The following is a 22,552-nucleotide window of genomic DNA, read 5'->3' as shown; positions in this document are numbered from 1 at the left end:
AAGTCCTTAAATAAAGGGCTTGACCATTTAGGGGAGGCAATATTATGAAAAAATTCATTTGCAGAGTGTGCGGTTATGTGTATGAAGGGGAAGAAGCTCCGGAAAAGTGCCCTCAGTGCGGCGCTCCCAAAGACAAGTTCGATGAACTGAAGGAAGGCGTGAAGGAATACGCTGATGAACACGTGGTAGGCGTTGCCAAAGGCGTGGATGAACGGGTCCTGGAAGGCCTGCGTCAGCACTTCACCGGGGAATGCTCCGAAGTGGGCATGTACCTGGCCATGAGCCGGGTGGCTGACCGGGAAGGGTATCCGGAAGTGGCAGAAGCCTACAAACGGATCGCTTTCGAAGAAGCGGAACACGCTGCCAAGTTCGCTGAACTGCTGGGTGAAGTGGTTACCGACAGCACCAAGAAGAATCTGGAAATGCGGGCTGCCGCTGAACAGGGTGCCTGCGCCGGCAAGAAGGAAATCGCCACCCTGGCCAAACAGCTGGGCTACGATGCCATCCACGACACCGTTCATGAAATGGCCAAAGACGAAGCCCGTCACGGCCGTGTATTCGACGGACTGCTGGCCCGGTATTTTGCAAAATAAGAAGGTAAGGCAGGGAGAGGTTGCTGCACAAAAGGTGCAGCAACCTCTTTTTCTATGGTAAAATAAAAAAAACACAAATGAGGGGGAATCGAAATGCAGGAGGCTTTGAGACGGCGGAATGAACTGCTGGCCCAGGTGGTGATCCGGGGGCTGGCATCCCGGAACATGAAGGGGTATTATGCGGCAACGGTGGAAGAGGCGGTGCAGAAGGCCCTGGAACTGATCCCGGAAGGCAGTGTGGTGAACATGGGCGGCAGCACCACCGTACGGGAAAGCGGTCTGGTGGAGAAACTGAAGGAAGGCAACTGGACCTTCATCGACCGGGACGAATATCCCACCCGGCGGCCGGCCCATCTGAAGGCCTATGATGCGGACTGGTATCTGGCCAGCTGCAACGCCATGACCCGGGACGGGATCCTGGTGAACATCGACGGCAATGGCAACCGGGTCTCCGCCATTTCCTACGGGCCCCACCATGTATTGTTCCTGGTGAGCCTGAACAAGGTGTGTTCCAGCCTGGAAACAGCCCTGGACCGGGCGGAAAACACGGCGGCTGCGGTCTGTGCCCAGAAATTCGACATCCAGACACCTTGTAAGACCACCGGGTTCTGTTCCCACTGCAAGGCGCCGGAAACCCGCTGCTGCCAGATCCTGATCACCCGGTATGCCCGGCATCCGGAACGGGTCCATGTGATCCTGATCAACGATCAGCTGGGTTTCTGACCGGGAAGAAAAGGGAAAGGGAGTTGGCGGACCAACCCTTCCTTTCCCTTTTTTGTGGTATAATGGATTCACTTTGAAACCAGAAGGAGACCGTGATGTCTGATTATTTTATTTCTCAAGTATATCCTTCCGATAAACGGACCAATGCCCAGGTGGATGCCCTGCTGGAGCAGGAGGGAATCCGCCGGGATGCCAACCTGGACTATACCTGTGTGATGTTCGACAATGATTACCGGGCCATTGCCACCGGAAGCTGTTTCGGCAACACCCTCCGGTGCATGGCGGTGGACCATCACCACCAGGGGGAAGGGCTGATGAACGAGATTGTGTCCCATTTGGTCCAGTACCAGTATGAACGGGGAAATCTCCACCTTTTCCTGTATACCAAATGCAGTTCCGCCAAATTTTTCGGGGACCTGGGTTTTTATGAAATCGCCCGGATCGAAGACCAGATCGTCTTTATGGAAAACCGGAAGGAAGGTTTCTCCAGCTATCTGAACCAGCTGGCCCGGAGCCGGGTGGAAGCTCCCAAAGTGGCGGCCATTGTCATGAACGCCAACCCCTTTACCCTGGGGCATCAGTACCTGGTGGAAAAAGCGGCGGCAGAAAACGACCTGGTCCACCTGTTCATGGTCAGCGAGGACGCCAGCCTGTTCCCCTATGCCGTCCGGAAGAAGCTGATCCAGGAAGGGACACGGCACCTGGCCAATCTCCGGTACCATGACAGCGGTCCCTACATCATCAGCCAGGCCACCTTCCCCAGCTATTTCCAGAAGGATGCGGAAGCGGTGATCGCCAGCCATGCCAACCTGGATCTGGCCATTTTCGTGAAGATCGCCCGGAAACTGGGGATTACCGCCCGGTATGTGGGGGAAGAGCCCACCAGTGTGGTCACCGGCCTGTACAACCAGGTGATGGAAAAGCGGCTGCCGGAAGCGGGGATCCAGTGCGTGGTGGTGCCCCGTCGGGAAGAACAGGGCCAGGTGGTCAGTGCCTCCACAGTACGGAAGGCCATCCAGGAAGGAAACTGGGCGCTGGTACGGGAGCAGGTGCCTCCCACCACCTGGGACTTCCTCCAGAGCCAGGAAGCCCGGCCCATCCTGGACCGGATCCGGAAAGAGCAGGACGTGGTCCATTACTGAGGACCCGTCTTGTATTTTCCTACTGTATCTGTTATAATTACAAAGCAAAATCGAATACAGCTCATCAAGAGTGGCGGAGGGAATGGCCCTGTGAAGCCACAGCAACCATGGCCCTGGGCCAACGGTGCTAATTCCTGCAATGCGGTTTGTCGATTGTAAGATGAGAGTCCCATAGGTACTCTCATTTTGGGAGTATTTTTTTTTGTGTAAGGAGGAAATAATGAAGAAAGTATTTACGTCTGAATCTGTCACGGAAGGCCATCCTGACAAAATCGCCGATCAGATCTCTGATGCGGTGCTGGATGCCATCCTGGAACAGGACCCGGATGCCCGGGTTGCCTGCGAAACCCTGGTGGCCACCGGCCAGATCCATATTGTGGGGGAAATTTCCACCAGCTGCTATGTGGACATTGCCAAGATTGCCCGGCAGACGGTGATCGACATTGGCTACGACCGGGCCAAATATGGTTTTGACGGAGCCACCTGCGGGGTGCTGATCTCCATCGATGAACAGTCCCCGGACATTGCCCAGGGGGTGGATGAATCCGATGAATCCAAACAGGGCGCCCAGGGAGAAGAAGAAAAAATCGGCGCCGGGGATCAGGGGATGATGTTCGGCTATGCCACCGATGAAACGCCTGAATACATGCCCCTGCCCATTTCCCTGGCCCACAAGCTGTCCCGCCGGCTGGCCCAGGTCCGGAAGGACGGCACCCTGCCTTATCTCCGTCCTGATGGGAAGACCCAGGTCTCCGTGGAATATGATGACGACAAACCGGTACGGGTGGACACCATTGTGGTTTCTGCCCAGCACAGCCCGGAAATCACCATGGAACAGCTGCGGAAGGACATCCTGGAACAGGTGATCCGGCCGGTGGTGCCGGCGGATCTGCTGGATGAAAAGACCATTTACCACATCAACCCCACCGGCCGGTTCGTCATCGGCGGGCCCCAGGGGGATTCCGGCCTCACCGGGCGGAAAATCATCGTGGATACCTACGGGGGCATGGCTCGTCACGGAGGCGGTGCCTTCTCCGGGAAGGATCCCACAAAAGTGGACCGGAGTGCTGCCTATGCGGCCCGGTATGTGGCCAAGAACGTGGTGGCTGCCGGCCTGGCCAGGAAATGCGAAATCCAGCTGGCCTATGCCATCGGGGTGGCCCGTCCGGTGTCCATCAGCGTGAACACCTTTGGCACCGCTGCCATTCCGGAAGAAAAGATCGTGGAACTGATTGAAAAGAACTTCTCCCTGACCCCGGCGGGTATTATCCGGAGCCTGGATCTGCGCCGGCCCATTTACCGCCAGACTGCTGCCTATGGCCATTTCGGCCGGACGGATGTGGATTTGCCCTGGGAACGGCTGGATAAAGTGGATGTGCTGAAAAAAGCACTGGAATAAGATGGAATACGCAAAGGTTGCCATCAATCTGCCTGCCAAAAACATTTTTCGGCAGTTCACCTACCATGTGCCCCAGGCCCTGGATTTCCTGGGCCAGGGCTGGCGGGTGGTGGTGCCTTTCGGCCAGCAGCTGCTGGAAGGTTTCATTGTGGAAGAGGACCGGAGCCCGGATCTGTCCCGGGAACTGAAGGACATTGCCGATGTGGTGGGGACGGAACCCTGGTTCGACAGTGAAATGCTGGCCACCGCCTACTGGCTGTCCCAGTACTACCTGTGCACCCTGGCGGAGGCCCTGCGGCTGTTCATCCCGGGCCGGAAAAGCCTGGCGGCAGTGGGGAAATACGTCCCAGTGCCTGAAGTGGCCGGGCTTACTCCTGAGGAACAGGAACTGTACGATTTCCTGACCCTGAAGGGTCCCCAGTCCCGGCGGGCCATCCGGAATCTCCCGGGAGGAGAGACGGCCCTGAAGGGACTGATCGCCCAAAAGGCGGTGGTCCTTTCCTACGATGTGAAATACAAACTGCGGGAAAAAACAGAGCGGACCTTTACAGCAACACCGGAAGGGTTGGCCGCACGGGAAAACGGAGAGGTCCGGGGCAAAAGCCAGCTGGCTGCCCTGGACTTTTTGCTGTCCGGGAACACCGCCAGCGCCGGGGAGCTGGAAGGAAAAGGCATCTCCTCCGCAGTGCTCCGGAACCTGGTCCAGAAAGGCTGGCTGCTGGAAGGCCGGCGGCGGGTCCTCCGGGACAGCTACCAGGGGCTGGAAGCCCGGAAGGAAACCCTGGAACTGACGGAAGAACAACAGGCGGCCATCCAGGCAGTGGACCGGGCCCGGGAAAACCGGGATCCCCGGACCTTCCTGCTCCAGGGGATCACCGGCAGCGGCAAGACGGAAGTCTATCTCCGGCTCACCGACAGGGCCCTCCGGGCAGGCCAGCAGGTAATGGTGCTGGTGCCGGAAATCGCCCTTACCGGACAGATCGTGAAACGGTTCAAGGCCTGGTTCGGCGCCGGTGTGGCGGTGGCCCACAGCCGGCTTTCCCCCAGCGAGCGGGGAGACGTGTGGAGCCGGATGCGGTCCGGCCAGGCCCGGGTGCTGATCGGGGTCCGGTCGGCGGTGTTCTGTCCCTTTGCAGACCTGGGACTGATCCTGATGGATGAAGAGCATGAAGGGACCTACAAGCAGGAGGAACGGCCCAGCTACCATGCCCGGCTGGTGGCCCAGTACCGGGCCCATTACCGGAAGGTGCCGGTGGTGCTGGGGTCCGCCACCCCGGACCTGGAGTCTTATTATCTGGCGGAACAGGGGGTCTACACCCGTCTCCGGCTTACCCACCGGGCCAAGACCGGCAGCCACCTGCCCCAGGTGTCCATTGTGGACATGCGGGAGGAACTCCGCCAGGGGAACCGGACGGTGCTGTCAGAAGCTCTGCGGAGGAAGCTGGAAGACGTGGTGAAGAACGGGGAGCAGGCCATTGTACTGCTGAACCGCCGGGGGTTTTCCACCTTTGTGCTGTGCCGGGACTGCGGGGAATCCCTCAGCTGTCCCAACTGTGCGGTGTCCCTGGTGTACCATGCCCGGGAGCAGCTGATGGAATGCCATTACTGCGGCCATACGGAACCGGTGCCCACCAAATGTCCCTACTGCGGCAGCCCCCGGATCCGGTTCTTCGGCACCGGCACGGAAAAGGCGGAACGGGAAATCCGGGACCTGTGCCCGGGGGTGCGGCCCCTGCGCATGGACCAGGATTCCACCAGCGGAAAGTTTGCCCATGAGCAGATCCTCCAGGCCTTCCGCCGGGGGGATTACAATGTGCTCCTGGGGACTCAGATGGTGGCCAAGGGCCATGATATCCCCAATGTGACCCTGGTGGGAGTCCTGAGTGCGGATTCCCAGCTGAACCTGCCGGATTTCCGCAGCGGAGAGCGCTGCTTTGCCCTGCTGACCCAGGCCGCCGGCCGGGCAGGACGGGGAGAGAAGCCGGGGCAGGTGATCTTCCAGGCCTATGATGCGGAAAATCCCATTCTCCAGATGGCCGCCCGGCAGGACTATGAAGGGTTTGCCGAAAGGGAGCTGGCCCAGCGGAAGGAACTGGGGTATCCGCCCTTTACCCGGATGCTGAAGGTCACCGTCCATCACAAAAGGGAAGAGGAGGCCCTGGCCACAGCCCAGAAACTGGTGAATGCCCTGGAAGCCTGGCAGCTGGAAACCGGCCATCCCCTGGAGATCCTGGGTCCCTTCCCGGCTATCGTGGCCAAAGTGAACCAGATCTACCGGATCAACGTGCTGCTGAAAAGCCCCCGGATGAAGCCGGTAAAAGATTGGCTCCGCCAGTCCGAATACAGGAATATGGCCAATGTGTATTTCGACGTGGATCCCATGAGTGTGGTGTAGGGCCGCGACCGGGGGTGTGAATTTTTTCACACCCCCCTTTTTTTTATCTCCTATGGTATAATAGAGAGTAAAAATTGCGATAGGAGTCGATGATATATGGCAATCTATGACATTGTAAAAGTGGGGGCGCCCATCCTTCGGGAAAAGGCGGTTCCTGTTACCAAATTCGATAAAAAACTGGGCCGGCTGCTGAAGGATATGGCGGAGACCATGTATGCGGCCAACGGCTGCGGACTGGCGGCCCCCCAGATCGGCCTCAGCAAACGGCTGGTGGTCATTGACGCCGGCGACGGGGCTGGCATCCGGGAATTCGTGAACCCGGTGCTTACGGACCCGGTGGGAGAAGCAGTGGATTCGGAAGGGTGCCTCAGCGTCCCCGACTACGAAGGGGAAGTGAAGCGGGCCGCCCAGATCACCGTCCATTTCCAGGACCGGAAAGGGGACCATTACCGGCTTACCGCCGACGGGCTCCTGGCCCGTGCCCTCCAGCACGAATGTGACCATCTGGAAGGGGTCCTGTTCATTGACAAGGCTATCAGCCTTTCTGCCAAACCGAGGGAAGGTCAAGAATGAAGATCGTATTTATGGGAACCCCGGAATTTGCCGCGGCCAGCCTGAAGGCCCTGGTGGAATCCGGACAGTATGAAATCGCAGCGGTGGTCACCCAGCCGGACCGTCCCAAAGGACGGGGCCACAAGGTGATGATGAGCGCCGTGAAGGAATATGCCCTGACCCGGGATCTGCCGGTGCTCCAGCCGGAACGGGTGAAGACTCCGGAATTCCAGGCAGAGATGGAAAAAATCTGTCCGGATCTGATCGTGGTGGCGGCTTTTGGCCAGTTCCTGCCCAAAGTCCTGCTGGATCTGCCCCAATACGGCTGCATCAACGTCCACGCTTCCCTGCTGCCCCGGTACCGGGGAGCAGCCCCCATCCATTACGCCATCCTGAAAGGGGAAAAGGAAGCGGGGGTCACCATTATGCAGATGGACGTGGGGATGGATACCGGCGCCATGCTCAGCAAGGTGGCGGTGCCGGTGGGACCGGAAATGACCCAGGGAGAACTCCATGACATCCTGAAGGAAAAAGGCGCACGGCTGCTGATGGACACCATTCCTCAGCTGGCGGCTGGGACCCTCCAGCCGGTACCTCAGCCGGAAGAAGAGGCCACCTATGCCTCTCTCATTACCCGGGACATGGAAAAGGCGGACTGGACCAAAACGGCGGAAGCCCTCCACAACCAGTTCCGGGCCTTTGACCCCTGGCCCGGTTCCTTTACCCTGCTGCCGGACGGGAAGCGGCTGAAGCTCTGGAAGAGCCGGATCTTCACGCCGGAAGGCACCCAGGGTGCTCCGGGCACCGTGCTCCAGGCGGACGGAAAGGGTTTCCGGGTAGCCTGCGGACAGGGTACCCTGGAGATCCTGGAATGTCAGCCGGAAGGAAAAAAAAGGATGCCGGCAGCCTCCTTTGTAAACGGGGGCCATGTGAAACAGGGAGACAGACTGGAATAGATTATGAACATGGGATTTCGGCCGAAGAAACGGCTTTTCATGGCACTGGCCTCTCTGGCGGTGCTGCTGGCGGCGGCAGCGGCTTATGGGCTATGGCAGCTGCTGGTGCCGGGACTGGCGCAGATCCATCCCTGGCTGCCCCAGGTGGTGGGCTGGATCGTCCTGGTGGTGATCCTGGCTCTTTTTTCCGGAGTGGTGGGCATCGTCCTGGCCATTTTGGGCTTTCCCACCATCCGGTTCTTTTATTTCTGGGCCTGGCACATCATCAACCTGCTCTATCCCCTGGCCCTGTTCCTGGGGAAACTTATGGGGATTTCCAAACGGCGGGTGGAGCAGTCCTTTATTGAAGTCAGCAACCATCTGGTCCGGAACCAGCATATCCGGGTCCCGGCCAACCGGCTGCTGATCCTGACACCTCACTGCATCCAGCTGGATACCTGCCCCTATAAGGTGACCCGGGACATCAGCAACTGCCACCAGTGCGGCCGCTGTGGAGTGGGCCAGCTGCTGGCCCTGTCCCAAAAGTACGGGGTCCATGTGGCCATTGCCACCGGAGGGACCCTGGCCCGGCAGGCGGTGAAGAAAGCCCGGCCCAAAGCCATCCTGGCGGTGGCCTGTGAACGGGATCTTACCAGCGGGATCCAGGACGTGTTCCCCCTGCCGGTAATCGGGGTGCTCAACGAGCGGCCCAACGGACCCTGCTTCAACACCCGGGCGGACATGGGGAAAATCGAAGAGGCCATACGGTCATTTATTCTGGAAGAGGACGAACAATGAGAAGAATCGGCAAGAATCCGCGGGAAGCGGCATTACAGATACTGGAACAAATCTTTCTCAAGGGAGCCTATGCAAACCTGGCTCTGGCTCAGGGGCTGCGTGGGGCTCCTTTGTCGCCCCTTGACCGGAGCCTGACCACGGAACTGGTCTATGGCACCGTAAAGACCATGGGGACCCTGGACTGGTATCTGTCAAAGGTGGTGAACCGGCCCCTGCGGAAGCTGGATCCCCTGGTGCTGGTGATTTTGCGGCTGGGAGCCTACCAGCTGCTGTACCTGGACCGGATCCCGGTTTCCGCCGCCTGCAACGAAAGTGTGAAACTGGCCAAGAAATGGGTCCATGAGGGAGCGGCAGGACTGGTGAACGGCGCTCTGCGCCAGCTGGCCCGGACCCGGAAACAATGGAAATTCCCCCAGGGACCGGATCATGAGCTGGAACGGATCGCTTTGGAATATTACCATCCGGAATGGCTGGTCCGGAGGTGGAAATTCCGCTATGGACTGGAAGATGCGGTGAAGCTCTGTGCCTATGACAACGCCCGGCCCACTTTTTCCTTCCGGGTGAATACCCTGAAAATGAACCGGGAGGCGCTCCAGGCCCGCCTGGCTGCCCAGGGCATCGAAACCCATCCTTCCCGGTGGTCCCCGGACGGGCTGATCTGTGACAGCCTGCCTTCCCTGGAGACCCTGGTGGACCGGTTCGGAGAGGACATCTATATCCAGGACGAAAGCTCCATGCTGGATGCGGCGGTGCTGGATCCCCAGCCCGGAGAACGGGTGATGGACCTGTGCAGCGCCCCGGGAGGGAAGACCACCCATCTGGCCCAGAAAATGGAGGACCGGGGAGAGATCCTGGCCCTGGATCTGTATGACCACAAACTGGCCCTGGTCCGGGAGAATGCCCGGCGGCTGGGCATCCACTGCATCCAGACGGAAAAACGGGACGGGACAACCTTTGTGCCGGAATGGGAAAACACGGCTGACCGGGTGCTGGTGGACGCTCCCTGCAGCGGCCTGGGGGTGCTGAACCGGCGGGCAGAATCCCGGTGGACCAAAGAGGAACGGACCCTCAGCCAGTTCCCCCCGCTCCAGAAAAAGATCCTGGACAACGGAGCCCGGTATGTGAAGCCAGGGGGCCGGCTGCTGTACAGTACCTGTACCCTGGAACAGGATGAAAATACCCGGGTGCGGAAATGGTTCCTGGAAAACCATCCGGATTTTGTTTCTGTTCCCTTTGCCCATCCCCTGACCGGAGAAAAAGTGGAGGAACTCCAGCTTCTGCCCCAGCGGGACGGAATCAACGGATTCTATCTCTGTCTTTTTGAAAAACGAAAGTGAGATCTGCCATGTGCAAAAAAGAAATCATGGGTCTGACCCTGGAAGAACTCCAGACAGAACTGGCGGGACTGGGCATGAAGAAGTTCCGGGCGGAACAGGTGTTCCGCTGGCTGTATGAAAAGGCGGCCACGGACTTTTCCCAGATGAGCAACCTGAGCAAGGAAGCCCGGCAGCAGCTGGAAGAGCGGTACACCATTGCCACCAGCCAGGTGAAGGTCCTGAAGGAATACAAATCCCGGGACGGGCTGACCCACAAGGTGCTCCTGGAGCTGACGGACGGAGCCACGGTGGAAACGGTGCTCATGCACCACGACTATGGCTACAGCGTCTGTCTTTCTTCCCAGGTGGGCTGCGCCATGAACTGCGCCTTCTGTGCCAGCGGCCTCCACGGTTTCGTCCGGAACCTGACGGCGGCGGAAATCCTGGCTCAGCTGTATTTCTTCCAGAGCGGGCTCCAGCCCCGGGGAGAACGGGTGAGCCGGATCGTGGTCATGGGCAGTGGGGAACCCATGCTGAACCTGGACCATGTGCTCAAGGCTCTGGACATTCTCCACAGCGACCGGGGCCAGTGCATCGGCTACCGGAACATGACCGTTTCCACCTGCGGGGTGGTGCCGGGCATTGAAGAACTGACCGCCCAGGGCCGGAATATCAACCTGGCCATTTCCCTCCACGGGGCTTCCATGGAACTGCGGAACCGGCTGATGCCCATCAACCGGAAGTATCCTTTCCCGGAAGTAATCCAGGCGGCGGATGCCTATGAAAAAAGCAATGGCCGTCAGGTGATGTACGAATACATCCTGCTGGCCGGCATCAACGACCGGCCGGAAGATGCCCGGAACCTGGCGGATGCCCTGGAACACAAAGAATGTGTGATCAACCTGATCCCGGCCAACCCGGTGCCGGAAAAGGGCTTTGAACGGCCCAGCGACCGGGCGGTGGACCATTTCTTCCAGCTGCTGAAGAAACGGCATCTGAACGTGACGGTCCGGAAGGAAATGGGGAAGGACATCAATGCGGCCTGCGGCCAGCTGCGGGCCAGCGCATTAAAGGAGGCGCAGAACCAATGATAGCAGTGAGCCGGACCAACCGGGGCATGGTGCGTCCCAACAATGAGGACAGCATCCTGGTACGGGAACCGGATCTGTATGCCATTGCCGACGGCATGGGCGGTGCGGATGCGGGAGAAGTGGCCAGCTATGAAGCGGTTCATCAGCTGAGCCGTCTGGACCTGTCCGGACTTTCCAGAAAGGAAATCCTCCCATTTTTGGAACGGAGCATCCAGAATATCAACAAGAAAATCTGGGAACTTTCCCAGGAAAAAGCAGGATTCACCGGCATGGGCACCACCCTGACGGCGGTGTACCTGCCCAATCCCCACAGCGCTTTTGTGGCCCATGTGGGAGACAGCCGGATCTATGTGTGGCAGGAAGGGATCCTGCGCCAGGTGACCAGCGACCACAGCTATGTGGCGGAACTGGTCCGGCAGAAACAGATGACCCAGGAGGAAGCGGAAGCCTCCGCCCAGAAGCACATGATCACCCGGGCCATCGGGGTGGATCCCCAGGTCCAGGTGGACACCTTTGAAATCCTCCTGGACGGAGCCCAGAAGCTGCTGGTTTGCTCCGACGGTCTCACCAACATGATCTCAGAAGCGGAAATCGAACGGATTCTGGGAGACCGGAACCTGGAACGGCTGGCGGACGGCCTGATGAACGGGGCCATGACCGCCGGCGGCGACGACAACATTTCTTTTATTGTCATTGATCTGGAGGCTGCAGAATGGAAGGAAGAATAACGCTCAATGGCCGCTATGAAATCATTGACAAAATCGGCGGAGGCGGCATGGCCGAGGTGTTCCACGGCTATGATACGGTGCTCCACCGGGATGTGGGAATCAAGATCCTCCGGGATCAGTTCATCCAGGACAAGCAGTTTGTGGCCCGTTTCCGCCAGGAAGCCTGCAATGCCGCCTGTCTGTCCCATCCCAACATTGTCAATATTTACGACAGCGGCAATGAAAATGACATTTACTATATTGTGATGGAATATGTGGTGGGCCGGTCCCTGAAGGAAGTGATCCAGGAAAATGGCGCCCTGGACTACAAAACGGCAGTCCGGTATGCCATCGGCATTGCTTCAGCCCTGAAACAGGCCCATGACCATTCCATCGTTCACTGCGATGTAAAGAGCCAGAACATCCTCATCGACACCAAAGGGGTGCCCAAGATTACGGATTTCGGCATTGCCCGGGCCTTCGGCCAGCCCAGCAACGGGACGGACAAGAATGTGATCGGCTCCGTGTACTATCTGTCTCCGGAACAGGCGGCCGGCCAGCCGGTGACCCCCCAGTCGGACCTGTATTCCCTGGGTGTGGTGCTTTTCGAGATGCTCACCGGGAAGCTGCCCTATGACGGGGATACCCCACTGGAAGTGGCCCGGATGCATCTGGAATCCTCCACTCCATCCGCCCGCCGGTACGATCCGGACATTCCCTACTACCTGGACAACATCATCACCAAGGCCCTGGCCAAGAATCCCCGGCTCCGGTATGCCACCGCCGATGATTTTCTTACGGATCTGAAGCGTGCCCAGACCCATCTCCTGGGAGATATGGGCGGGGAAGAAGAGACCTGGAACGATGCCCGGAAGCACCCGGTCAGCGACGAGACCATGGTGATCAGCAAAAGCGACATGCTGGACGGGCTGCTGAAGCCCCAGACTGCAGAAGCGGCTGAAAAGAGCCCGGCAGCGGGACCGGAGAAACCGGATCCGAAGAAAAAAGAAGAGCCGGAAACCCTCCTGGAAAAATACGGGAAAAAGAAGCTTCTGGCCTTTTTCATGGCGGCCATTGTGCTCCTGTCCGGGGTCATCTATGCCATCCTCAGCTACACCAGCGGGGATGTGACGGTACCGGACCTGAAGGGCAAGACCATTGTAGAGGCGGAAGCCATCCTGACCAAGGACAAACTGGGGTATACCCTGACGGAAGCCTATGATGCCACTGCCACTCCGGGGGTGATCATCAAGCAGAATCCGGCGGCTCACAGCCGGGTGAAGGCCGGACGGAAGATCCAGCTGGTGGTCAGCAAGGGACCGGAACCGGGGGTGGTGCCGGACCTGAAAAAGAAGACCCTGGCGGAAGCCACCACCATGCTGGAAAAAGCCAAGCTGAAGGTGGGCACCGTGACTGTGAAGTATGAGGCGGGGGCCGGGAAAGGAACCGTCCTGTCCCAGAGCATCGCCCCCAAACAGAAAGTCAGCGAAGGGACCAGTGTGGACCTGGTGGTGAACATCAGCGGCAACCAGACGGTAGTGCCCGGCCTGGCCGGCATGAGCCTGGCAGAAGCCCGGAACCAGCTGAGCAGCGTGGGACTCACCATCGGCAGCATCCAGACCCAGGAAAGCGACCAGGCCAAGGATACGGTCCTGTCCAGTGATCCCGGCAGCGGCTCCGTCATGGACCGGGGCGGCGCGGTGAGCCTGGTGGTATCCGCCGGCAAAAAAGAAGAAAAGAAGAGCCGGAGCAGCTCCGGCAGCAGCGGCGGGGGCAGCACCCGGACCATCGGGTACACGGTTCCCGGCAGCGGCAGCGCCAAGAATGTGAAGATCATCGTTTCCGATGACAGCAGTACCCGGACCATCTTCTCCGATTCGGTGGCTCCCGGTACCCGGATCACCCGGACCGTAAATGTGGGGTCCGGGGCCAGCGTCCAGATTTACGTGAACGGAGAACTGGCGGAGGATAAATCTCTGTGAGCAATCCCATTGGAAGAATCATCAAGACCTACAACGGCTACTACTATGTGGCCGGAGAAGACGGCATCCTGTACACCTGCAAGGTGAAGGGCCGGATGAAGCAGAAACGGTTCACCATGGCTGCCGGGGACCGGGTGGAACTGGAAGCCCAGGGCACCGAAGGGATGATCCGGCAGGTGCTGCCCCGGAAGAATCTGCTCCAGCGGCCTCTGGTGGCCAATCTGGACTGCCTTATGGCGGTCTTCGCCTGCAGTGACCCGGATCCCAGTTTCCTGCTGGTGGACAAGCTGCTGGCCCTGGCGGAAGCGGCCGGGATCCCGGCCGCTCTGGTACTGAACAAACGGGACCTGGCGCCGGAAGGGCTGGTGGAACGGTTCCAGGCGGTCTACCAGCCCCTGGGCTATCCGGTGTATCCGGTGGAAGCCCGGGAGGGAATGGGGATGGAACCCATCCTGGAACAGGTCTGGGGCCACATTGTGGCCTTCGGGGGACCTTCCGGGGCCGGGAAATCCACCCTGCTGAACCATCTGGATCCTTCCCTGACCCTGAAAACCGGCCATGTAAGCAGTAAAATCGGCCGGGGCCGGCATACCACCCGGTTTGCCCAGCTGCTGCCCTTTGGAGGCGGCTACATTGTGGATACCCCCGGCTTCGGGAACATCGACCTGTCGGAACTCCAGATGGAGGATGCCGCCGACGGGTTCCGGGAAATCCGGCAGCGGGAAGGCTGCTGCCGCTTCACCGGCTGCACCCATACCCATGAACCGGACTGTGAAGTCAAGGCGGCCCTGGAACGGGGCGAAATCGCTCCCAGCCGTTATGCTTCCTATTGCACGATCCGTCAGGAATTGGCGGAACCAAAGAAAAGAGGAAAAAAATCATGACCATCATCGCTCCTTCCATTTTGTCTTCCGATTTTTCCTGTTTGGCCGAAGAAGTGGCCCGCATCCAGGATGCGGGTGCCGACTGGTGCCACATCGATGTGATGGACGGCCAGTTCGTTCCCAACCTGACCTTCGGGGCTCCGGTGGTGAAATGTCTCCGGAAACGGACGGACATGTTCTTTGACTGCCATCTGATGGTGGAGAATCCGGAAAATTATGTGGACAGCTTTGCTGCTGCCGGCGCGGACCTGATCTGTGTCCATGCGGAAGCCACCCATCATCTCCACCGGCTGCTCCAGTCCATCCACAGCAAGGGCATCCAGGCCGGGGTGGCCCTGAATCCGGCCACGCCCCTGTGCCAGATCGAGGAAATCCTTCCCTATGCGGACATGATCCTGATCATGAGCGTGAACCCGGGGTTCGGGGGGCAGAAATTCATCCCCACCAGCGTGGACAAGATCCGCCGGCTGAAGGCCATGATCCGGGAACGGAATCTGAAGGTGCTCATCGAAGTGGACGGCGGGGTCAACGGGGAAACCGCCAAAGCCTGCCGGGACGCCGGGGCTGACGTGCTGGTGGCCGGGTCCTTCGTCTTTGGGGCTCCGGATATGCAGGAAGCGGTCTCTGCCCTGCGGTAATCAGCCATGAAAAGGTTGAAAGGGTTTCTCCAGAAGCACCGCCGGAAAATCAAATGGATCCTGCTGAGCTTCCTGGCCAGTCTGCTGGTGCTGGTGTGGCTGGCCTACATTGCCAGTGTCCATGCGGCCCAGATTTTCAACCGGGAAATGGCCAAACAGCATTTCTTTGACGGGACCATTACCGTGGAGCGGCTGACGGCTACCCCCATGGGCCATGTGCGGTTCGAAAACCTGGAATGGAAGGGCAGCCATGACGGGAACCGGGTCTTCATCCCCAGCGGCTCCTTCCAGGTACGGCCTCTGGACATTGTGCTGAAACGGATCAGCACCCGGACCATCCAGGAACTGGAGCTCAATGAGGCGGAAATCCAGCTGACCTTTACGGAGAACATGCATATCCGGGGGATCCGGGCGGCAGAAGTACCCAAACCGGCTGAGCAGAAGGGCCGGAAGAAAAAATTCGACATCAAGCTGAAAAACGTGGATGCCCATGTGAAGCTGAACCACTGCAAACTGACTGCCTGCTACAAACAGCGGATTCACGCCTTCCAGGATGTGAATGCGGACCTGCGGTACAACAGCAGCGACAAGCTGACCATTGATTTTTCCACCGGGGAACTGGGAGGGACCCTGGAAGGCAAGGGAGTGGACATCCAGGGCAGTGTGGACCTGAAACCCCAGGTTTCCACCTACGACCTGAAACTGGGGATCAAGGAGCTGAATCCTTCCTCCCTGGGCACCGGCCTGGACATCAAGGAACGGGTTACCGCCAGCGCCACCGTAACCGGGGAACTGCCGGATCCGGTGATCGTGGGGGAACTGTATATGCCCAAGCTGAACCTGCCGGGACTGCGGTTCACCAATGTGAAAGGGAACTTCAAGTATGCGGACGGGTACATCGATGCCCAGAACGTGACGGCGGATGTGTTTGAAGGGACCTGCGACGCCCGGGGCGGGTTCAACATCGATACCAAAGCCTACAATGTAAGCGTCATGGGCCATGATCTCCACAGTGAGGATGCCACCAACATTCCCTACTTCCGGACGCTGGTCCAGCTGGACCTGAAAATGCTCTGCGACGGGAACAGCCGGTCCACCCTCACCTACGGATCCTTTTATTCCGGCAAGGGCATTTACGCCATCATCAAATTCAATTCCATCAAGGGGACTTTTTCCAACCAGTACAAACAGCTGAAATTCAGCGATGTGGAAATCAAATCCGACGGGGGCGACATTGTGGCTCCCCAGTTTGAACTGATTGACGGGAAGCTCCGGATGGGGAATCTGTATTATGTGGCTCCGGGAGGCAACCGGGCCCGTATCCATTTCTTCAGTTGAACCAGGGGCTGCTGCATGGGCAACAGCCCCATCTTTTTTTGCAAAGGAGAAGATCTATGAAACTGCTGCGGATCCTGGGGATCCTGTTTCTGCTCCTGACGGCCGGCTGCGGCCCTGCCGCTCCGGAACAGGGAGGCTATACGGTGGAGGATGTACGGGGAAAGACGGTCCGTCTGGCCCGGCCTCCCCAAAAGATCCTGACGGATTCCCTCCATCTGGATGAGACCCTGCTGACCCTGGTGCCGGCAGACCATCTGGCCGGGGTTTATTACCAGGACCGGGAACCAGGGATTTCCTTCATTGCCGAAGAAACCCGTGACATGGAACCGGTGCTCCGGCAGGTGACTCCGGAAACCGTAGCCCGGACCAAACCGGATCTGTTCCTGGCTTCCACCTGGTCCGATCCCGGGCTGATCCAGAAAGTGGAGGAAATGGGGATCCCTGTGGTGGTCTGCCGGGGTCCGGTGACTGTGGAGGAAATCCGTGACAATGTGGGGCTCATGGCCCGGGTTCTGGACCGGCCGGAAGCCGGGAAACAGGTCCTGGCACGGATGGACGGAGAACTGGAAGAGACGGAACGGGTCCTGAAGAATCTGCAGGGCCCGGAACCGGTGGGCCTGCTGGTTTCCCTTATGAGCCGGTACGGAGGCTCCGGGTCCCTGTATGACGACCTGTGCCGCCGGGCCCATGTGGGGAACGGCCTCAGCCGGGCCGGGCTGAAAAACGGCCAGCCCCTGACCCGGGAAGCCATTCTCCAGGCGGATCCGGACTTTTTCCTGGTAGCCCTGCCCTATGGAGAGGAAAAGGCGGACTATGAAAAATTCCAGCAGCAGTTCTTCGCCGATCCGGCCCTCCAGGGGCTGAAAGGCCTGGAACGGCGGGTGGCCCTGCCGGACCGGTACGTGTACGATGCTTCTCCCATGGCGGTGTACGGCATCCGGGCCCTGGCCAACGGGGCCTATGGGAAGGTCCTGTTCCCTCAGGGGCAGGAACCTCTGCTGAAAGGATACTGATATGGAATTTGCAATGGAAAAGGGCAGCCTGGGCTATGGCCGGGAACCGGTGCTGACGGGATTGGATTTCACCCTGGAAGCGGGAGAGTGCGTAGGGCTCATCGGCCCCAACGGGGCAGGGAAGAGTACCCTGCTGAAGACCCTGGCCGGGATCCAGCCCCTCCAGTCCGGGACCCTGGAACTGGAAGGAAAACCTCTGGAATCCTGGAACCGGCAGGCTCTGAGCCGAAAGGTCAGCTATCTGCCCCAGGAACGGGAACTGCCCTTTGCCTATACGGCGGAACAGGTGGTGCTCATGGGCCGGTATCCCTATCTGGACTGGCACCAGCAGGAAGGCGGCCGGGAAAGAGCTCTGGCCCGGGACTGTTTGGAGGTCTTCGGTCTGGGGAATATGCAGGAGCGGCCAGTGACGGATCTTTCCGGGGGACAGCGGCAGCGGGTGCTGCTGTCCCGGATCCTGATCCAGCAGACCCCGGTGATCCTGCTGGATGAACCTACCGCAGAGCTGGATCTGGTGTATGAAAACACCGTGCTGGAACTGAGCCGGCACCTGGCCCGGGCAGGGCGGACCGTGGTCCTGTCCCTCCATGACATCGGCCAGGCGGCCCGGTACTGCACCCGGCTGCTGCTGTTGGGACAGAGAAAGCTGCTGGCCCAGGGGACACCGGAACAGGTGCTCCGGAAGGAAAATCTGGAAGCGGCCTACCAGGTTCCCTTCCAGGTCCGGCAGGGAGAAGAGGGACTGGAAATCCGGATCTGTCCGGATCCGGAACAGCAAAAAAGAGAGCTGGCAAGACTCAATACAATACTGGAAAACAGGGAGGCATAATTAGATGATTGGTTGGCTGCAGCATGGGTGGACATTTTTTCTCCGGGGCGGGGTGGTCATGTGGCCCCTTCTGCTCTGTTCTCTGGCATCCCTGACTATTATCCTGGAACGGCTGGCTTTTTACCGCCGGGAAGATTCCGGAAGAGCCTATGCCCGGACCTTCTGCCGGCAGGTCCGGCAAGGAAAATGGCAGGAACTGCTGGACGGGACCTGGGAAACACCGGGAGCCCAGGCGGCACTGGGCAAAAAACTCCTGACGGCGCCATCTGCCGTCCGGGAAAAGGAAAGTTATATCCTGGGGGAGAGCCAGCAGCTGGTGAACCAGTTTGAAAAAGGGCTGAACTACTTGTCCGTCATCGTGACCCTGGCCCCCATCCTGGGGCTCCTGGGGACCATTACCGGCATGATGTCCTCCTTCCAGGCTCTGGGAGACCGGTGGGAAAATCCTCTGGGAGTGACCGCCGGGGTGGCGGAAGCCATGATCACCACAGTGTTCGGACTGCTCATTGCCATTGCCACCATCTGTTTCCACACCTATTTCTCCCAGAAGGTGAATACGGTGATGGAGGAAGTGGAGCAGATGGACAACGCCTTTATGGAAAATGCCGGGAAAATGCCCGGCCAGGGAGGGCAGGGGGCATGATCCATCTCCATCGTTCCGGAGGGGACAAAAAGCCCTCCATCCAAATTTCTCCCATGATCGACATGGTGTTCCTGCTGCTGATCTTTTTCATTGTGTGCACCATGTACATGACCCAGCAGAAAGGGGTGCCGGTGGAACTGCCGGAAGGCCGGGGACAGCTCCAGCAGAAGGCTCAGGTGGAAGTGACCCTGCCCCGGGACGGGACCATCTGGTTCCAGGACCATCAGGTGACCCTGGAGGAACTGCTCCGGGAAGGAGCGGCTGCGGCCCGGGAAAATCCCAGACAGACGGTGAATCTCCGGGCGGACAAGGAAGTGAGCTACGGCCGGGTCATGGGCATTATGGGAGAACTGAAACGGGCGGGCCTGGAAGATTTCTCCCTGTCCGTCTCCACAGGAGAAGACCATGGGAAAGCCTGAGTGGAGCCGGTATGTCCGGCTGTCCCTGGTGATCCACCTGGTCCTGCTGTCCGCCGGAGGAGCCCTGCTCTATGCTCATCGTTCCCTGCCGGACAAAGGGGCGGAACCCATCCGGGTCCATCTGGCAGAGCCGGGGCCGGCTGGAGGAAACTCCGGAAAGACCCGGGGGACGGGAAACGGAAACCAGGGCGTTCTCGGGGAACCAGTTGGCGGGGGAACACCGGCATCCCGGGAATCTGGGGAAACAGCCAGGGAGGCTCTGTTGGAACAGCTGCTGGAAGCCCCCAGCCAGGTCAGTGACCAGGGAGAAGTCCAGGCACCGGCCGGTTCCTCCAGGGAAACGGCGGACAGCACCCTGTCCGGGAGCGGCTCGTCCCAGGGGAGCGGCGGAGAAGTTCCGGGAACAGGAACAACCGGAGGCAGCGGCAATGGAGAGAGCGCTTCGGAAGGCGGAACCGGAACCTCCGGCGGGGGCGGAGAAGGAGAGGGAGAAGAGGCCGGCGACCGGAGCCGGGATGCCAGCCTCACCGGCTACAGCAAAATCTATCCCCAGGCCTCCCGGGCTTCCGGGGAAGAAGGGACTGCCCTGGTGGGGGTGGCGGTAAGCGCCGGGGGAGAAGTGACCTCCGCCTGGCTGGAAGGGAGCTCCGGGTATGACCGGCTGGACCGGGCAGCCCTGAAAAGCGCCTGGCAGTGGAGTTTTTCCCCGGCCCTGGATGCCTCCGGGCGGCCAGTACCTACCCGGAAAACCGTCCATGTGGTCTATTCCCTCAACGAGTAGCTCTTTTGGCGATGCGTCTTGCACCAGGGGAAGAGTCTTTGTATAATACAGTCGATGGAGAAAAGGGAAAGGAAGATGTACGATGGATCAGAAAAAAATCCGTGCCTTTGCCGGCACTGCTCTGTTGGCAGGGGTCATAGCCTTTATGGGAACAGGAGCCGTCCAGGCTCAGTCGGTCACTCCTTCCGAAGCGGCTCACCATGTGATTGAACAGGAACTCCAGAGCCATGTACCAGGCCAGGCAGTCTATGCCCAGAACGGTGTGGTGATCCGTAGCGGGATCATCCGGGAGAAAGATCTGCTGATCCATTATCCTCAGGTGAGGGTCATGGGCAAACCGGAAGTGTCCCGGAGAATTACCCGGTATTTTGAAAAACAGGCGGAAATTTCCCGGGAGAATTACAACAAGGCCAATACCATGGAGGAAAAACTCACTTCCCGGGTGGATTTTGCAGTCAGCTACCATGGAGAACGGTATCTCTCCTTCCAGACCTACGGCTATGATTTTGTGGAAAGGGCAGCCCATCCCACCAGTTGGGAACTGGGGAAGACCTTTGATCTGGAAACCGGAAAGCTGGTTCCCTGGCAGAAGGTCCTGACACCGGCCGTGAGAGGGAACTTTACCCTGGACAAGATCAACAAGGCCCTGTGGAATACAGATTACGGAAAAGGACACTATTTCTTCCAGGATTTCAAGGGCTTGGAAAAATTGCCGGAAAACTATTATCTGGACCAGGAAGGACATATCCATTTTGTCTTCGGACAGTATGAAATTGCCCCTTATGCTGTGGGGATCATCGACCTGAATATGGATCAGGGAGTGTAACAAAGGAGTGGATATGAGATGAAACTGTGGAAGAATCGCTTGATGGGGTGTGCTCTGGCCGGAATGCTGAGCCTGGGCGCTGTTTCCGGAACTGTGGTTCCCGCCAGATCGGCAGAAGCCGGCGGGGTGCTGGTGGACGTACTGGGTACCGCCATTGCCGGCACCATGTACAGGGACAAGGTGATGGGGGTCTACAAGACCTACAACAATACGGACAAGGGCCGTCAGGAATGGTTCGAACAAATGAAGAAGGAAGAAGGGGTGGATGAAGATGAGTATCTGAACAGCCGGCTGGATACCATTATGAGCAATGTGACCGCCGGAATCGCTGCTGTGGATCCTACGGTGTACAAGAAACCCTACAACTACTTCATCAGCCCCAATGATGATGCCAATGCCTACTGCACCATTGGGCACAATGTGAATGTGTACCGGGGCATCTTCAATCTGATGCCTACGGACGATGAAATTGCTGTGGTCATCGGCCATGAACTGGGCCATGGGCAGAAAGACCATCCTCTCCAGGGTGTCAAGAAGTCTCTGAATGCTGCAGTGCTGGCGGAAATGGCCAATGCGGCAACCGGAGGGATTGCCAGCGGGGCAATCGGTCAGCTGTATACCTATACCCGGAATGTCCATCTGTCCAAACCCATGGAATGGGAAGCGGACAACCTGGCCTTTGATTACATCACCCACACCAATTACAACCCAGGAGCTACGGCTGCCGTATGGCAGCGGTTCCTGGAAAAGTACGGGGATATGAACATCCATTGGAGCGACCATCCTACTTGTACGGAACGGCGGGAAAACTACGTAAAGAAGCTGAACGCCTGGAGCAACAAACATGTGGATGACAAAGATGGGGTGGTCTATGTGAACAAGAAAGAGTTCCTGACACCCAGCGCCACCGGATCCATGTCCAGCAAAGAGCGGTCCTATTTTGTCATGGGGAATCTGGCTGCGGTGTATCACAACAACAAGACCGCGCCGGAAGCCTATGCCAGTGGAGATACAGTGATGATGGGACAGCAGCCTATTATCACCAGCACCGGGGACGATCCCTCTGCGGAAGAACTGGCAGCCAAGTTAAATAAAATCAAATGATTGGATAAAAGAAATAAAAGAACGTTTAATTGTCCGAACCGTATCGAACAATTAAACGTTCTTTTATAAATGAAACGAATTAAAATAAAAAATGGAGGTAAAGAATGTAAAAAACAGGTATAAAAGTAAAATATACGTAAATAAACTTAAATAACGAAATAATAAACTTAAATACAGAATTTGAAGGTTTTGTATAAGTATGGTATTATAATGAAGCGTTTTCGAGAGAGAATGATATCGGGAAATCTTCCCAGCAACCGAATATTTTCGAAAGAAAATAAAAAAGTTGTTGACAAGAATGAAGATTCCTGATAGAATAAACAAGCTGTCGCAAGACAGCGAGACGAACTTTGAGAACTGAATATTGTTGACAGATGTGCGGGTCAAGTCACTTTTAGTGATGAGATCGAGTCACCTGGATGACAACCAGGTTAAAAAATCAAA

At 58.3% G+C, this 22,552-nt stretch carries 22 protein-coding genes and 1 riboswitch; all 22 genes read left to right on the top strand.

Annotated elements, in window-relative coordinates; translation table 11 throughout:
- Positions 1-44 precede the first annotated feature (44 nt).
- Positions 45-593 carry a ferritin family protein gene (locus tag ACTQY1_RS00110; protein WP_012938354.1) on the top strand — a complete coding sequence of 183 codons (549 nt, stop codon included), beginning with the start codon at positions 45-47 and terminating at the stop codon, positions 591-593.
- 93 nt (positions 594-686) lie between these two features.
- Positions 687-1,316, top strand: a complete 630-nt coding sequence (locus ACTQY1_RS00105; protein WP_022487112.1) for a lactate utilization protein — start codon at positions 687-689, stop codon at positions 1,314-1,316.
- A gap of 92 nt (positions 1,317-1,408) precedes the next feature.
- Positions 1,409-2,458 carry a [citrate (pro-3S)-lyase] ligase gene (gene citC, locus ACTQY1_RS00100; RefSeq protein ID WP_441368776.1) on the top strand — a complete coding sequence of 350 codons (1,050 nt, stop codon included), beginning with the start codon at positions 1,409-1,411 and terminating at the stop codon, positions 2,456-2,458.
- Between the two features lie 58 nt (positions 2,459-2,516).
- Positions 2,517-2,625, top strand: a riboswitch (SAM riboswitch).
- 53 nt (positions 2,626-2,678) lie between these two features.
- Positions 2,679-3,857, top strand: coding sequence for a methionine adenosyltransferase (metK, locus tag ACTQY1_RS00095; protein ID WP_022487114.1), 1,179 nt, complete (start codon positions 2,679-2,681; stop codon positions 3,855-3,857).
- Between the two features lies 1 nt (position 3,858).
- A complete protein-coding gene (gene priA, locus ACTQY1_RS00090; RefSeq protein WP_441368775.1) occupies positions 3,859-6,252 on the top strand; it encodes a primosomal protein N' in 2,394 nt (797 codons plus the stop codon).
- Positions 6,253-6,348: 96 nt separating this feature from the next.
- Positions 6,349-6,825 carry a peptide deformylase gene (gene def, locus ACTQY1_RS00085; RefSeq protein WP_154487681.1) on the top strand — a complete coding sequence of 159 codons (477 nt, stop codon included), beginning with the start codon at positions 6,349-6,351 and terminating at the stop codon, positions 6,823-6,825.
- Complete coding sequence (fmt, locus tag ACTQY1_RS00080; RefSeq protein ID WP_441368737.1) at positions 6,822-7,760, top strand: methionyl-tRNA formyltransferase; 939 nt, start codon at positions 6,822-6,824, stop codon at positions 7,758-7,760. The genes def and fmt overlap by 4 nt, the downstream gene beginning before the upstream one ends.
- Positions 7,761-7,763: 3 nt before the next feature.
- Positions 7,764-8,537 carry a DUF116 domain-containing protein gene (locus tag ACTQY1_RS00075; protein WP_022487118.1) on the top strand — a complete coding sequence of 258 codons (774 nt, stop codon included), beginning with the start codon at positions 7,764-7,766 and terminating at the stop codon, positions 8,535-8,537.
- Positions 8,534-9,874: a 16S rRNA (cytosine(967)-C(5))-methyltransferase RsmB gene (rsmB, locus tag ACTQY1_RS00070; protein ID WP_441368736.1), complete on the top strand. Its 1,341-nt coding sequence runs from the start codon at positions 8,534-8,536 to the stop codon at positions 9,872-9,874. The genes ACTQY1_RS00075 and rsmB overlap by 4 nt, the downstream gene beginning before the upstream one ends.
- A gap of 8 nt (positions 9,875-9,882) precedes the next feature.
- Positions 9,883-10,944: a 23S rRNA (adenine(2503)-C(2))-methyltransferase RlmN gene (gene rlmN, locus ACTQY1_RS00065; RefSeq protein WP_022487120.1), complete on the top strand. Its 1,062-nt coding sequence runs from the start codon at positions 9,883-9,885 to the stop codon at positions 10,942-10,944.
- Positions 10,941-11,672 carry a Stp1/IreP family PP2C-type Ser/Thr phosphatase gene (locus ACTQY1_RS00060; RefSeq protein ID WP_022487121.1) on the top strand — a complete coding sequence of 244 codons (732 nt, stop codon included), beginning with the start codon at positions 10,941-10,943 and terminating at the stop codon, positions 11,670-11,672. Before rlmN ends, ACTQY1_RS00060 begins: the two co-directional genes overlap by 4 nt.
- Positions 11,657-13,633: a Stk1 family PASTA domain-containing Ser/Thr kinase gene (gene pknB / locus ACTQY1_RS00055; RefSeq protein WP_022487122.1), complete on the top strand. Its 1,977-nt coding sequence runs from the start codon at positions 11,657-11,659 to the stop codon at positions 13,631-13,633. The genes ACTQY1_RS00060 and pknB overlap by 16 nt, the downstream gene beginning before the upstream one ends.
- A complete protein-coding gene (rsgA, locus tag ACTQY1_RS00050) occupies positions 13,630-14,517 on the top strand; it encodes a ribosome small subunit-dependent GTPase A (protein WP_308664472.1) in 888 nt (295 codons plus the stop codon). The genes pknB and rsgA overlap by 4 nt, the downstream gene beginning before the upstream one ends.
- Positions 14,514-15,155 (top strand): ribulose-phosphate 3-epimerase, encoded by a 642-nt coding sequence (gene rpe / locus ACTQY1_RS00045; protein WP_022487124.1) that lies wholly within the window; start codon positions 14,514-14,516, stop codon positions 15,153-15,155. The genes rsgA and rpe overlap by 4 nt, the downstream gene beginning before the upstream one ends.
- A 6-nt stretch (positions 15,156-15,161) precedes the next feature.
- Positions 15,162-16,493 (top strand): hypothetical protein, encoded by a 1,332-nt coding sequence (locus ACTQY1_RS00040; RefSeq protein ID WP_022487125.1) that lies wholly within the window; start codon positions 15,162-15,164, stop codon positions 16,491-16,493.
- Positions 16,494-16,549: 56 nt separating this feature from the next.
- Entirely contained in the window at positions 16,550-17,506 is a 957-nt protein-coding gene (locus ACTQY1_RS00035) for an ABC transporter substrate-binding protein (protein WP_441368735.1), read from the top strand.
- A 1-nt stretch (position 17,507) separates the two neighbouring features.
- Positions 17,508-18,335: an ABC transporter ATP-binding protein gene (locus tag ACTQY1_RS00030; protein ID WP_441368734.1), complete on the top strand. Its 828-nt coding sequence runs from the start codon at positions 17,508-17,510 to the stop codon at positions 18,333-18,335.
- Between the two features lie 4 nt (positions 18,336-18,339).
- A complete protein-coding gene (locus ACTQY1_RS00025) occupies positions 18,340-18,978 on the top strand; it encodes a MotA/TolQ/ExbB proton channel family protein (protein ID WP_022487128.1) in 639 nt (212 codons plus the stop codon).
- Positions 18,975-19,397: an ExbD/TolR family protein gene (locus ACTQY1_RS00020; RefSeq protein ID WP_022487129.1), complete on the top strand. Its 423-nt coding sequence runs from the start codon at positions 18,975-18,977 to the stop codon at positions 19,395-19,397. The genes ACTQY1_RS00025 and ACTQY1_RS00020 overlap by 4 nt, the downstream gene beginning before the upstream one ends.
- Complete coding sequence (locus ACTQY1_RS00015; protein ID WP_441368733.1) at positions 19,384-20,178, top strand: energy transducer TonB; 795 nt, start codon at positions 19,384-19,386, stop codon at positions 20,176-20,178. The genes ACTQY1_RS00020 and ACTQY1_RS00015 overlap by 14 nt, the downstream gene beginning before the upstream one ends.
- 82 nt (positions 20,179-20,260) lie before the next feature.
- The gene (locus ACTQY1_RS00010; RefSeq protein WP_279127098.1) at positions 20,261-21,004 is read left to right on the top strand and encodes an RsiV family protein; all 744 of its coding nucleotides are present in this window, start codon (positions 20,261-20,263) and stop codon (positions 21,002-21,004) included.
- Between the two features lie 18 nt (positions 21,005-21,022).
- On the top strand, positions 21,023-22,108 hold the full coding sequence (locus tag ACTQY1_RS00005; protein ID WP_302573633.1) for a M48 family metallopeptidase: 1,086 nt from the start codon (positions 21,023-21,025) through the stop codon (positions 22,106-22,108).
- Positions 22,109-22,552 lie beyond the last annotated feature (444 nt).

It is taken from the genome of Acidaminococcus sp. HCP3S3_G9_1 (assembly GCF_052122455.1).
Taxonomy (GTDB): domain Bacteria; phylum Bacillota; class Negativicutes; order Acidaminococcales; family Acidaminococcaceae; genus Acidaminococcus.
The sequence above is the reverse complement of the archived record's forward strand: the minus strand, read 5'-3'. Positions and strand labels throughout refer to the sequence as shown.